Genomic DNA, 12,112 nt, shown 5'->3' with positions numbered 1-12,112 from the left:
AGCTGTCACCTCACTTGTACATGGTCTGGTTCATGGTTCCGGGGGCGTACGCGTCCGGGTCGACCCAGACGTTGATCAGCGAGGGCTTGCCGGACTCGCGGGCACGCCTGAGGGCCGGGCCGATGTCGGCCGGGTCGCGCACCTCCTCGCCGTAACCGCCCAGCATCTGCGCGAACTTGTCGTAGTGGACGTCACCGAGGGTGTTGCCGACCCGCTCGCGGTCCTTGCCGTACTTCGCGGCCTGGCCGTAACGGATCTGATTCATGGAGGAGTTGTTGCCGACGATGCCGACGAACGGCAGGTCGTACCGCACCAGCGTCTCGAAGTCCCATCCCGTCAGGGAGAACGCGCCGTCACCGAAGAGCGCCACGACCTCCTTGTCCGGGCGGGCCTGCTTGGCGGCGAGCACGAACGGCACCCCGACGCCGAGCGTGCCGAGCGGCCCCGGGTCCATCCAGTGCCCCGGCGACTTCGGCTGGACCACCTGCCCGGAGAAGGTGACGATGTCACCGCCGTCACCGATGTAGACCGAGTCCTCGGTGAGGAAGTCGTTGATCTCGCTGACCAGCCGGTACGGGTGGATGGGGGAGGCGTCGGACTTCAGCAGCGGCAGCCGCTTCTCGATTGCCGTCCGCTCGGCGGCACGCAGCTCCTCCAGCCACTCCTTGCGCCGGGCGGCACCCCCGTTGAGCCGGCCGGAGGCCGCCTCGGTCACCGCCTTCAGCACCAGCCCGGCGTCGCCGACGATGCCGAGGTCGATGTCGCGGTTCTTGCCGACGGTGCGGTAGTCCAGGTCGATCTGCACCACGGTCGCCGCGGCCGACAGCCGCTTGCCGTACCCCATGCGGAAGTCGAACGGCGTGCCGACGATGACGATGACATCGGCGTGCGAGAAGGCGTACCGCCGGGAGAGCTGGAAGTGGTGCGGGTCCCCGGGCGGCAGGGTGCCGCGTCCCGCGCCGTTCATGTACGCGGGAATGTTCAGCGTCCGCACCAGCTCGATCGCGGCCTCGGTGCCGCGGGTCGTCCACACCTGGCTGCCCAGCAGGATGGCGGGCCGTTCGGCGTGGACCAGCAGGTCGGCGAGCTTCTCGATCGCCTCGGGGTCGCCGGCCGAGCGGGTCGAGGCACGGTAGCGCCCGGCCGCCGGCACACGCGCCGTGCTCGCGGGCACCTTCGCGTCGAGCACATCCCGCGGTATCTCCAAAAACGAGGGCCCGGGCGCCCCGTGATAGCACTCGCGGAACGCCATCGACACCATGTCGGCCACCCGGGAGGTGACCGGAACGGTCGCCGCGAACTTGGTGATCGGCGTCATCATGTCGACGTGCGGCAGATCCTGCAGCGACCCCATTTTGTGCTGGGTGTGCGCCCCCTGACCGCCGATCAGCAGCATCGGGGACTCCGCCCGGAACGCGTTGGCCACACCGGTGACCGCGTCCGTGGTCCCGGGACCGGCGGTGACCACCGCGCACCCGGGCTTGCCGGTGATACGCGCGTATCCGTCGGCGGCATGCGCGGCGACCTGCTCGTGACGGACGTCGACCACCTCGATGCCCTCGTCGACGCAGCCGTCGTAGATGTCGATGATGTGGCCGCCGCACAACGTGTAGATGCGGTCGACCCCCTCGGCCTTGAGTGCCTTGGCCACCAGGTGGCCACCGGAGATCAGGTCCTGGGCTGCCTGGGCGTCCTGGGTGTCGTCGGGCATGGCGAAGTCCCGTCCCTTCGTAGGCGGCTCGCAGTGCGTGGGGTGGTGCGTGAGACAGTACGTAGATTGCATACAGTCGACGAATACTGTATGGAGCTTGTTATCCCGCACTGCGTGGGTGGTGTCCAGGGGGCGTGCGGAATCTTTTACGCGGTCGTGGGCCCGGGTTGGTGATGGCGCACGGATCCGGCTGACCACCGATTGCGGCGACTGCGGGGCGCCCCGGGGAGTCGCGATGCGGCCGGAGGGGTCGCCATCGCTGCGTACAGACGTGTCGACGTGTGTGCCGAGCGTGACACCGCCCAGGGCGCCCCGCCGGCCGGCCGCCACCCCCGGCGGAGACGGATACGCAGGTGAAAGGCACTGCCAAAGCTTGGTATGGTTGTCCCTGTCGCCGCGGGGAACGTCCCGGAAGGCGACAGACCCAAGTCCGGGTGGCGGAATGGCAGACGCGCTAGCTTGAGGTGCTAGTGCCCGTACAGGGCGTGGGGGTTCAAGTCCCCCCTCGGACACTCGCACTCACCCGAGAGGCATGAAGAACGAGGACCTCGACCTGACGGTCGCGGTCCTCGTCGCATGTCTGAACGGGGCGCCGCCTTCCGGGAGTCGATCTCGATGCAGCGGTGCGGCAACTGGGTCATGAGGGTCGGATGCCCAACCGAACCCGGGCCCGCCTGTTCACCGCGAGGTCGTCTGCCGAGACCACCCTCTGCGTCCACCACCGGATCGGTGCCGCGCCCGCGACCGGCGGGAGCCGCCGTCGCCGGCACGCACCGGCGGCCCGGAGACCAGCTCGACCGGAACCGTGCGGCCGGGACCCTGCCCGGCTGCACGGAACCCTGCCGTACGGCTCCCTGCCGAACGGCTCATCCAGCCGGGCGGCTGCTGTCGCGGACCTCGAGCCGGTGCGGCACCACGATGTCCGAGGGCGGCACCGATGCGGCGGGGCTGTAGATGCGGTCCGCCAGGCACTGCAGGGCGCGTTCGGCGATCTGCTTCTTGTCGGGCACGACGGTGGTCAGCGGCGGATACGCGTAACGGCCGTCCTCGATGCCGTCGAAGCGGACCACGGCGAGATCGTCGGGAACGCGCAGCCCGCGTGCGTGGGCCACGTGGAGCGCGCCGAGGGCGAGTTCGTCGGTGAAGGCGAAGACCGCGTCGGGCCGCGCGCCGGAGTCCAGCAGCTCGGCCATCGCCCGGGCTCCGTCCTCGCGGTGCAGCGCCTGTACCGTGCGCTGCAGTGCCTCGTCGGACGGCAGACCGGCGCGCCGCAGTGCGCGGTGGTATCCCTCCAGCCGCTGGCGGGCGGTGTCGTTGTGCAGATGGGGTTGCAGACCGATCGCGGCGATGCGCCGTCGCCCGGTGTCGAGCAGGTGAGTGGTGGCCTCGTCGGCCGCGAGGACGTTGTCGACGGCCACTCGGTCCGCCAGCCCCGGCGCGCGCTGCTCGCCCAGGAGGACCACCGGGATGTCGCGGGCGCGGGCGGTCAGCTCGTCCGGGCGCAGTGACCACGGACTGATGATGAGCCCGTCGACCATCCGTCCTCCGGTGCCCTCCAGCAGTCGCCGCTCGGCCTCGCCGTCGCCGAAGGTCTGGTCGATGACGACCGTCCACGAGCGTTGCTGGGCGGCCTCGACGAGCAGGCCGGCGAGTTCACCGAAGTACGGCGAGTGCAGCTCGGGGATGACCAGACCGATCAGGCCGGTGCGGCCGGCCCGCAGATTGCGGGCGGCCAGGTTCGGGCGGTAGCCCAGCTCGTCCAGGGCCGCCTGGACGCGGGCCCGTGTCTCCTCGGCGACGGACCCCGAACCGCTGAACGAGTCCGCCAAGTCCCGCCCCGTGCTCGTCCTCGGCGTCGACGGCCCGGAGGCGAACAACGCCGACCGGCACGACACGGCCGTCACCCACGCCTTCTGGGAGTCCCTGCCCGAGCGCGTGCGCAGGCACCTGGACTGCCCGGTGGTGGACGAGCTGAAGCCCGTCACGCAGAAGCACACCATCGAGGGTCTGGTCATGGGCGATGCCTGAGGGAACCGCGGTCGCTCCGGCTCGCGAGCGCGGCCGCGTCCGCACGCCGGCCCACGTCTACGCGGTGGCCGCCGTGTCCGCCCTGGGCGGCCGAACAGCAGGCCGCCCTGGGCGGCCTGCTGTTCGGCTACGACACCGGCATCATCTCCGGCGCACTGCTGTGCCTCCGTCAGGACCTGCACCTGTCCTCCCGGGGGCAGGAGATCGTCGTCAGCGTCATCCTCGTCGGAGCGATGATCGGTGCCCTGGTTACCGGGCGGCTCGCCGGGCGCCTCGGCAGGCGCCGGGTGGTGCTCTGGGTGGCTGTGGTCTTCACCGTGGGCGCGCTGGGCGCCGCCGCGGCCCCCGTGAGACCACCGAGGCCCACGCGGTACTGCGCCGGCTGCGTCCCCAGGGCACCGACATCGCCGGCGAGATCGCCGCCATCCGCGACGTCGCCGCGTCGACACCCCGGCAGGACAGCCGCGCACTGCTGCAGCCCTGGCTGCGCCCCGCCCTGGTCGTCGCGCTCGGGGTGGCCGCGTTCTCCCAGCTGACCGGCATCAACGCGATCGTCTACTACGCACCGACGATCCTGTCGGACGCCGGCTTCGGGGAGTCGGTCGCGCTGGTCACCGGCATCGGCATCGGGGCGATGCTCGTCGTCGCGGGCATCACCGGGGCCATCGCGGTGGACGCCATCGGCCGCCGCAGGACCATGCTGTGGTTCATGCCGCTGTCGGGGCTGGCCATGGCCGTCCTGGGGCTCGCCTTCCTCATGAACGGCTCACCCGCACAGCACTGGATCGTGATCACCGCGCTGTTCGTGTACATCCTGTGCAACGGCATCGGCATGCAGTCCGTGGTGTGGCTGATCGCCCCGGAGATCCTCCCCCTCGGCGTACGCGGGCCGGCGACCAGCCTCGCGACCCTGTCCGTCTGGGGGTTCGACCTCCTGATCGCCGTCACCGCACTCAGCACGATCAACGCGGTGGGCCGGGCGGGCACCTTCTTCCTCTACGCCGCGCTGAACGTGCTCTGCATCGTCTTCGTGGCACTGAAGGTACCCGAGACCCGCAACCGGCCGTTGGAGGACATCGAACGCGCACTGCGGGCACCGGGCTCACTGCGCCGCAACCTCGCCACGACACCCTGACCCCTCACCCGGCCCCACGGGCCGGCCCCCGTCTCCCGCGAGGTCGGAGGCTGGCCCGCACGTGTTCCGGTTCCGGCGCGGGCCGGACCGCGTAAGGGCCGCGCCCTGCTCGTGTCGCGACTGAGGCCAGGCGGCAGGCGGAACCGGGACCGGGTACAGCGCGTCTCCGTCGGATCACGGGAGGCCTCGACGACCGGGGCGGCCGGTCGTCGAGGCGACCGTGATCACCAGGGACGTACCGGGGGAGCGGTGGTCACCCTTCCTCCAGCCGGATCGCCGCGGCCGGGCAGACCGCGGCGGCTTCCCGGACCCCGTCGTGGTGTTCGGGGCCGGGACGGTCGGTGAGCAGCTCGACGATGCCGTCGTCGTCCTGGTCGAACACGTCCGGAGCCATCAGGACGCACTGTCCGGAGGCGACACACTTCGGCTGGTCGATGTGCACGTGCATGAGGTGCCTCGTTTCCGCTGGGGGTGGGGGGAGTTACCAGGTGACGGGAAGCTCGTAGACGCCGTAGACGAGGCCGTCGTGCTTGAACTGCAGCTCGTCGGCGTCCGTCGCCAGGGCGAGGGTGGGGATGCGGCGGTACAGGGTGCTGTAGACGACCTGCAGTTCGACGCGGGCCAGGGGCTGGCCGAGGCACTGGTGCACGCCGTAGCCGAAGGCGACGTGGCGGCGCGCGTCACGGGTGATGTCGAGCCGGTCGGGGTCGGGGAAGTGCTCCGGGTCCCGGTTGGCGATGTCGGTCGCCAGGATGATCCCGTCGCCGGCGCGGATGACCTGGCCGCCGATCTCGATGTCCGCCGTGGCTACGCGGCGCCGCCCGGAGTGCGTGATGGTGAGGTAGCGCAGCAGCTCCTCGACGGCCCGTGCGGCGACGGCGGGGTCCTCGGACTCGCGGAGCAGGGCGAGCTGCTCGGGGTGCTCCAGCAGAGCGACGGTGCCCAGCGCGATCATGTTCGCGGTGGTCTCATGGCCGGCGCTGAGCAGCAGGACACCCATGCGGGCGGCCTCGCGCTGTGTCATCTCGCCCGTCTCCACGCGTTCGGTGGCGAGCTTGGACAACAGGTCGTCCTCGGGCTTCTTCCGCTTGACGGTGAGCAGGTCGTCGAGGTAGTCGGTGAGCGTCCGGGTGGCTCCCGCCACCTCCTCCGGGGTCGACGTGCGGCGGACGATCACCTGTGTGTTGCGCTGGAACAGGTCGTGATCGCTGTAGGGCACCCCGAGCAGCCGGCAGATGACCAGGCTCGGCACGGGGAGCGCGAACGCCGTGACCAGATCGGTGGGATTCGGGCCGGCGAGCATCTCGTCGATCAGGTCGTCGACGATCTGCTGCACGTCTGGCCGCAGCTGCTCCATCTTCCTGATGGCGAACGGTCCGGTCACCATCCGGCGCAGCCGGGCGTGCTCCGGGTCGTCCATGGTGAGGAACGTGCGCTGGTCCTGCTCCCGCGCCAGCATCGCGGCGTTGCGGTGCGGATAGCCGCTGCGGGTCGTGTCGGCGCTCACCCGCGGGTCGCCGAGCAGGGTGCGCACATGGTCGTAGCGCGTGATCAGCCAAGGGGTCGTGCCGTCCCAGATGCGCACCCGGGAGATCGGGCTGCTGGACTGCAGCTCCCGCAGCGCCGGCGGCGGATCGAACGGGCAGCCGGCTGCCCTGGGCATCGGGTGTTCGGGGAGCTGAGCCGGGGTGTCCGGCAGTGTCTCGGTCATGCCTGCCTCCGTGGGGGGAATCGCCGTCGGCTCTTTCCTAACACCGTTAGGTGCCTAGGGCAACGATGTAAGCGGAGAGTGGCGGCCGGGCCTACCGCATCCGGACAGTTCCCGGTCACCTGGCCAGGGCGAGACCGAGCAGATCCTGCGCCATCTCCTCCATCCGCTGCGGGTCCACCGCGAACGGCACCGTCATCGACATCGCCACCATGCCGTGCACCGACGACCACAGCAGCCGCGCCACCCGATCGGCTCCCGCCCCGGCACTCCCGCCGTCCCGGCAGGCGGCGACCGCCTCCGTCCAGGCCGCCATCACCGCGTGCAGGGGATGCGTCCGGGCGTCCTCACGGTCGACCTCCACCCGCTCGATGCCGAACATCAGCCGGTACTGACGGGGGTTGTCCAACGCGAACCGGCAGTAGCACCGCACCATCGCGCGCAAGGCCTCGTGAGGCCCGTCCGCGTCGCCGAGCTTCCTGGCCCGGTCCAGTTCCGCCACCAGCCGGTCGTAGGCCTGCTGCGTCACGGCCTCCACCAGATCCCGGCGGTCCTTGAAGTGCAGGTAGATGCTGGGGGCGGAGATACCGACCTCCCGGGCGACCGCACGCAGCGACAAGTCGCCTTCCCGCCCCGACTGCGCGAGCAGCCGCGCGGCGGCGTCCAGGATCTCGTCCCGCAGCGCGGCCCCCTCACCCCACCGGCTCTGCTTGCGGCGCTTGAAGCCGTCCGTCATCCCAGCCCCTCCCGAGTGTGGCGAGAACCAGCCGATCCATCATCACGCACGGCGACAAAGCCGGGGACAGGTCACTCCCGCAGCGAGGATCCGGGGGTCGGCGTCACGGCGACCCCGTCCCCGACGATCCGCCCCATGCCGACGGGGCGGCCATCGTGCCGCACCACGACGCCGTACCAGGTGTGAGCCAAGCCGATCGCAGCACCCTCGAGAGACTTGTCGCTCAGCCCGCTGCGGGTACGCAGGCTGCGGTAGTCGGCCACGGAGGGCACGCCGGGTACGAGGTCCAGTGGTGGAGACGCTTGCAGCGCGTCGTCGCCGACTCCCCGGGCGCCTCGCCGGACACCGGGAGTGGGCCATCGAGGAGTGCTTCCGGAGCGCGAAGCAGGAATGCGGCCCGGACGACTACCAGGTCCGCCGCTATCCCGGCTGGCACCGTCACATGACCCTCACCATGGCCGCTCACGCATGCCTGACCGTCCTGCGAGCTCGGCAGCTGGATGCGGACAAAGCAGAAACGGATCCTTCGAACTCGTGCACCTCTACCTCGCCGAGATACGACGGCTGATCATCCGTCTCACCGACCGCCGAGCCACACCCGTCGAGCACGTCGTGCACTGGTCGGCCTGGCGTCGCCGACGACACACCAGGCCCGCACCAGCCACTGCAAACGACGCGGACACAGCCCCTGACCTAGCCACCAGTCACAGCAACTATCGTTGCGGTACCAGGCAATGAGGACGGTCTTGCCGACCAACCGGCCCTGCGCGGCCTCGTAGTGGACGGCCAGGATGTCGGCCAGGATGTCGGCCAGGGGGCGGTGGTCCGTGTTGATCCGCAGGGTTCGCGAGGCGCCACAGTCCAGCAGTTGGGTCAACTGCCCCGCTCGCTGCGGACGGCCATCCGTACGACCCTCATGCCGGGGTCGGCTTCCCTGCCGGGCGGGGTGGTGCCGATCAACGACGTGGTCGGCCGGCCCCGTAGGCAAGGACACGGTCGATGCTGCGGGGGCTGGCATTGGCGGTGACCTCGGCACCGGCGTAGTGGGCGAGGTGGACCGCGTAACCTCCGCCGACCCCGCTGACCAGGATACGCGGCCTCAGGCGTTGGCTGGCGCCCGGTCGATGACGGTCATCTTCTCCTCGAGGGTGGCCTTGACCTCGTGGACTTCGCCTGTGAGGCCGGCTGACTCCAGTGCCTTGCGGACGGTGTCGGACGTGGTGTCGGCGAGACGGACGCGGGTGCCGGTGAGGGTGACGGGCAGGCCGGCCTTGTCCAGGGCGGCGAAGGTCGCGGCCCAGTCGTCGGTCTCGACCTCGCAGGCCGTGGTGTCGCCGATGATCTCGTCTTCCGTGCCGGCGGCGACGGCCCGGCCGCGCGACATCAGCACCAGCCGGTCGCACTGCTGGGCCTCCTGCATGTAATGCGTGGTGACGAGGACTCCGGTGCCCGCGTCGGCCTGTGCGTGGACCGTTTCCCACAGTCGGGCCCGGGCCAGCGGCTCGACGCCGGAGGTGGGTTCGTCCAGGACGAGCAGGGCGGGCCGGTGCGCGAGGGCGAGGGCGAAGGCGAGCTGGCGCTGCAGGCCCAGGCCGATGTCGGCGACGAGCCGGTCCTGTACCGCGTCCAGGGCCGGGTCCAGGGCCGGCGGCGCGGACTCGAACGCGGCGCAGGCGAAGGAGATGTTCTCGGCGACGGTGAGGGTGCCCCACAGGCCCAGGCCCTGGGGGACGTAGCCGAGCCGTCGGCGAGTGGTCCGGTCCGGGGTGCGGCCGAAGGCGAGGACTCGGCCCTCGGTGGGGACGGCCAAGCCGAGGAGAGTGCGGATGAGGGTGGTCTTGCCGGCGCCGTTGGCGCCGAGCAGGCCGACGATCTCGCCCGGCTCCACGTGCATGGACACGTCGTCGACGGCGGTGAAGGTGCCGAAGCGCTTGGTGACGTGATCGGCGACGAGCAGGGCCTCCGGTGCACCGGAGGTGGGGTTTGCGCTCATGTCAGGACTCCTGGCGCTGGTCGGCGAGGGCGAGGGCGATGACGGTGTCCTCCATGTCGGCCAGGATCGGCTGTTCTCCCGGGCGAGCGGGACCGGCGTGCCAGGAGCGGGTCTGCCGACCGCGGCGCCAGGACAGTTCCGGAGGCCCGGATGGTGCTGTTCCGGTGGTGACGGTGCCGGGCACGTGGGTCAGTATCGTCTGGGGCGATCCCGAGGCCAGTGCCTTGCCTCGGTTCAGGACGATGCAGGTGGAGGAGCGTTCCGCCTCGTCCAGGTAGGTGGTGGACATGACGACCGCGGCGCCGCCTGCGGCCGCTCTGGAGATCAGCCGCCACAGGTCGACGCGGCTGACCGGGTCGACGCCGGTGCTCGGTTCGTCAAGGATCAGCAGCCTGGGCTGGTGCAGAATCGCCAGGCAGAAGGCGAGCTTCTGGCGCATGCCACCGGAGAGGGCGCCGGCCAGACGGTCGGTGGCCTTCTCGAGGCCCGCTGCGGTCAGCAGTTCCGCGCGCCGCCGGGCGAGTTCGCGGCCGGTGAGATGGTGGGCGGCGGCGACGAAATCGATGTTCTCGTCGACGGTGAGTTCCTGCCACACGCCGGAGGCGCCGGTGGGCATGAACCCGCAGTCCGTCGATGCGGGTGCGCTCACCTGCCCCGACTGCGGGCGGATCCGGCCGACGAGGGTGCGCAGCAGGGTGGTCTTGCCGGCGCCGTCCCCGCCCACGACGGCGGTGACCTGGCCGGGTATCGCGTCGAGTGTGACTTCGCGCAGGGCGGTGGTGTTCCCGAAGGTGACGGTGACCTTGTTCGTTCCCCAGGCCATTGGAGCCGTGTCCGTGTGGGTCATCGCGCGCTCCTGGCCGTGGCGGGGGTGCGGGCGGCCTTGGGTGCGGCTGGTGCGAGGTCGCGGCGGAAACGGAGCACGGCGGCGGTGAACACCAGCAGGGCCATACCGGCCAGCACACCCAGGGGTATGGCGAGCGAGGGGAGTGGGGCGTCCCGGAGCATGACGCCGTTGGAGATCATGTTGAAGTAGGTGAGCGGGAAGAGGTAGCCGATCCAGCGCACTCCCGCTGCCATGGCCGACAGCGGGAAGATCATTCCTGAGAGCAGGATCTGCGGCAGCATTGTCATCAGTGCCATCTGCATGGCCTGGCCCTGGTTCTGGGATACCGACGAGATCAGCACGCCGAGGCCGAGGACGGTGAAGAGGAACAGGGCGGCGCCGAGGGCGAGCACGAGGGCGTTGCCCGTGAAGGGCACGCCGAAGAGCAGGCAGCCCAGGACTGTCACCAGGATCATGTCGAAGGCGGCGAGGACGAAGTAGGGCACGATCTTGCCCACGATGACGTCGGAGGCCTTGAACGGCATCACCGCGAGCTGTTCCAGTGTGCCCGCCTGCCGTTCCCGTACCAGGCCGATGGCAGTGATGATCGTCCCGATGAACGCCATGATCATGCCGACCAGGGCGGGGACCATCACCCAGGACGTCTTGAGGTCCGGGTTGTACAGGACCTCGGGCTTCAGCATGCCGTTGGTGGCCAGCGCCGCCGCGGCGGCGGACTGCCCGGCGAACTGGTTCGACCCGTCGATGAGGACCGTCGAGGGTCCAGCTGCGTCCGTGGTCACCACGACCGCGCCCGCGTCCTGCGAGCGCAGCGCGTCCTTACCGTCCTGTTCCGTGTCGTCAGGGTCGATCCTCTGGACATCGAACGGTGCCCTGAGCTGGGCGGCGACCTGCTCGGCCTTGGGGCCGACTACGTATGTCGGCACGTCGGTGACCTTGAAGTTGGCCGCGTAGCCGAAGACGACCAGGAGCACGAGCGGCAGGGCGATGATCATCACCATCGTCCGCCGGTCCCGCCGCAACTCCAGAAACTCTTTGAGGATCATCGCCCACACCGGGCCCACCGCCTTGTTCTGTACACCGCACCCAGAAGAGCGGGGCGTGCCCAACTCTGACCGTCCCAGGCGGCTTGCGCCTGAGAGGCCGTCAGCGTAGGAACAGCGTCCGAACTATTGCAACTGGCGTTTAATTAATTACGATCTCTGTGTGAGTGACCCGCATTCCACCGCCCCCGTACCGTCTCCGCGCCGAAGAGTCGGCCGTCCTGCGGGACGGCGGGCCGGAGACACCACGACCCGTGACCGCATACTCGACTCGGCGCGTCAGCACTTCGCGCGGGGGTCCTACTCCAGTACCACCATCCGCGCCATCGCCGCCGACGCGGATGTCAACCCGGCCCTGGTCATCCACTACTTCGGCAGCAAGCGTGACCTGTTCGGCGCGACACTGAGGCTGCCCCTGCACCTGCGTGACCAGGTCTCCGCGCTCATCCGCACCGATCCCGACGACATGGGCGAGCACGTGGTCCGCCTGTTCCTGACCGCGTGGCGGGACCAGAATGTGCGCACTCCGCTGTCAGCGATGATCCGCTCCGTATTCTCCGACGAGGGCGCGGCCGACGCACTCGGTCAGTTCCTCGCGACGCACCTGCTGGGGCCGCTGGTGGCCGCTTCACGGCGTGACCGACCCGAGTTGCGAGTCTCCCTCGCTGCGAGCCATCTGGCCGGTCTGGTCATCGGCCGCCACATCCTTGGCGTGGCGCCGCTGGCCAGGGCCGACATCGAACAACTTGTGGCCTGTGTGGGCCCTGTCATCCAGCATTACCTGACCGGAAGGTTGCCCGCCGTGCCGACGGAGTAGGCGAACTGAGCTTTTCCCGAGATCTGGAAGGCATTGGCAGAGCGAGGGTTCGAGCGTTCTCAGGTGATGAGACGCCATGTTGCGGCTGAGGGAG

12 protein-coding genes, 1 tRNA gene and 3 pseudogenes are annotated in these 12,112 nt (G+C 70.0%); 6 read left to right on the top strand and 10 right to left on the bottom strand.

Annotated features, from left to right (window positions below; genetic code table 11):
- Window positions 1-10 precede the first annotated feature (10 nt).
- On the bottom strand, window positions 11-1,711 hold the full coding sequence (locus tag IE286_RS12445) for a thiamine pyrophosphate-binding protein (RefSeq protein WP_189796729.1): 1,701 nt from the start codon (window positions 1,709-1,711) through the stop codon (window positions 11-13).
- Window positions 1,712-2,139: 428 nt separating this feature from the next.
- On the opposite strand from IE286_RS12445, the gene IE286_RS12440 reads away from it, so the two are divergent.
- A tRNA-Leu gene (locus IE286_RS12440) sits at window positions 2,140-2,223 on the top strand.
- Window positions 2,224-2,577: 354 nt separating this feature from the next.
- Here the strand turns inward: IE286_RS12440 and IE286_RS12435 are convergent.
- Entirely contained in the window at window positions 2,578-3,540 is a 963-nt protein-coding gene (locus IE286_RS12435) for a LacI family DNA-binding transcriptional regulator (RefSeq protein WP_229862445.1), read from the bottom strand.
- Between IE286_RS12435 and IE286_RS27170 the strand changes: the two are divergent.
- From IE286_RS27170 to IE286_RS12425, 3 genes and pseudogenes are all read left to right on the top strand, one after another.
- Window positions 3,527-3,739 (top strand): annotated as a pseudogene (locus IE286_RS27170) (phytanoyl-CoA dioxygenase family protein); the annotation flags it as partial. The gene IE286_RS12435 and the pseudogene IE286_RS27170 sit on opposite strands and share 14 nt — an antisense overlap.
- Window positions 3,664-4,077, top strand: a pseudogene (locus IE286_RS12430) (MFS transporter); the annotation flags it as partial. The pseudogenes IE286_RS27170 and IE286_RS12430, both read left to right, overlap by 76 nt.
- Window positions 4,035-4,874, top strand: coding sequence for an MFS transporter (locus IE286_RS12425; RefSeq protein WP_229862469.1), 840 nt, complete (start codon window positions 4,035-4,037; stop codon window positions 4,872-4,874). The pseudogene IE286_RS12430 and the gene IE286_RS12425, both read left to right, overlap by 43 nt.
- Window positions 4,875-5,127: 253 nt before the next feature.
- Here the strand turns inward: IE286_RS12425 and IE286_RS12420 are convergent, their stop codons facing one another.
- The 4 genes from IE286_RS12420 to IE286_RS12405 form a co-directional block, all read right to left on the bottom strand.
- On the bottom strand, window positions 5,128-5,322 hold the full coding sequence (locus tag IE286_RS12420; RefSeq protein ID WP_189796728.1) for a ferredoxin: 195 nt from the start codon (window positions 5,320-5,322) through the stop codon (window positions 5,128-5,130).
- Between the two features lie 33 nt (window positions 5,323-5,355).
- The gene (locus IE286_RS12415; protein ID WP_189796727.1) at window positions 5,356-6,585 is read right to left on the bottom strand and encodes a cytochrome P450; all 1,230 of its coding nucleotides are present in this window, start codon (window positions 6,583-6,585) and stop codon (window positions 5,356-5,358) included.
- A 115-nt stretch (window positions 6,586-6,700) separates the two neighbouring features.
- Window positions 6,701-7,318 (bottom strand): TetR/AcrR family transcriptional regulator, encoded by a 618-nt coding sequence (locus tag IE286_RS12410; protein ID WP_189796726.1) that lies wholly within the window; start codon window positions 7,316-7,318, stop codon window positions 6,701-6,703.
- Window positions 7,319-7,389: 71 nt separating this feature from the next.
- Window positions 7,390-7,590: a hypothetical protein gene (locus IE286_RS12405; RefSeq protein WP_189796725.1), complete on the bottom strand. Its 201-nt coding sequence runs from the start codon at window positions 7,588-7,590 to the stop codon at window positions 7,390-7,392.
- Window positions 7,591-7,649: 59 nt separating this feature from the next.
- Here IE286_RS12405 and IE286_RS12400 point away from each other — a divergent pair.
- Window positions 7,650-7,886, top strand: a pseudogene (locus tag IE286_RS12400) (IS701 family transposase); the annotation flags it as partial.
- Window positions 7,887-7,895: 9 nt separating this feature from the next.
- On the opposite strand, the gene IE286_RS12395 reads toward IE286_RS12400, so the two are convergent.
- The 4 genes from IE286_RS12395 to IE286_RS12380 form a co-directional block, all read right to left on the bottom strand.
- Entirely contained in the window at window positions 7,896-8,195 is a 300-nt protein-coding gene (locus IE286_RS12395) for a hypothetical protein (RefSeq protein WP_189796724.1), read from the bottom strand.
- A gap of 222 nt (window positions 8,196-8,417) precedes the next feature.
- Window positions 8,418-9,311 (bottom strand): ABC transporter ATP-binding protein, encoded by an 894-nt coding sequence (locus tag IE286_RS12390; RefSeq protein ID WP_189796723.1) that lies wholly within the window; start codon window positions 9,309-9,311, stop codon window positions 8,418-8,420.
- Window position 9,312: 1 nt separating this feature from the next.
- On the bottom strand, window positions 9,313-10,158 hold the full coding sequence (locus IE286_RS12385) for an ABC transporter ATP-binding protein (RefSeq protein WP_229862441.1): 846 nt from the start codon (window positions 10,156-10,158) through the stop codon (window positions 9,313-9,315).
- The gene (locus IE286_RS12380; protein ID WP_189796722.1) at window positions 10,155-11,204 is read right to left on the bottom strand and encodes an ABC transporter permease; all 1,050 of its coding nucleotides are present in this window, start codon (window positions 11,202-11,204) and stop codon (window positions 10,155-10,157) included. The genes IE286_RS12385 and IE286_RS12380 overlap by 4 nt, the downstream gene beginning before the upstream one ends.
- 160 nt (window positions 11,205-11,364) lie before the next feature.
- Between IE286_RS12380 and IE286_RS12375 the strand changes: the two genes are divergently transcribed.
- Window positions 11,365-12,018: a TetR/AcrR family transcriptional regulator gene (locus IE286_RS12375; RefSeq protein WP_189796721.1), complete on the top strand. Its 654-nt coding sequence runs from the start codon at window positions 11,365-11,367 to the stop codon at window positions 12,016-12,018.
- Window positions 12,019-12,112 lie beyond the last annotated feature (94 nt).

Source organism: Streptomyces thermodiastaticus, from assembly GCF_014656135.1.
In the GTDB taxonomy this organism is placed as follows: domain Bacteria; phylum Actinomycetota; class Actinomycetes; order Streptomycetales; family Streptomycetaceae; genus Streptomyces; species Streptomyces thermodiastaticus.
The sequence above is the reverse complement of the archived record's forward strand: the minus strand, read 5'-3'. Positions and strand labels throughout refer to the sequence as shown.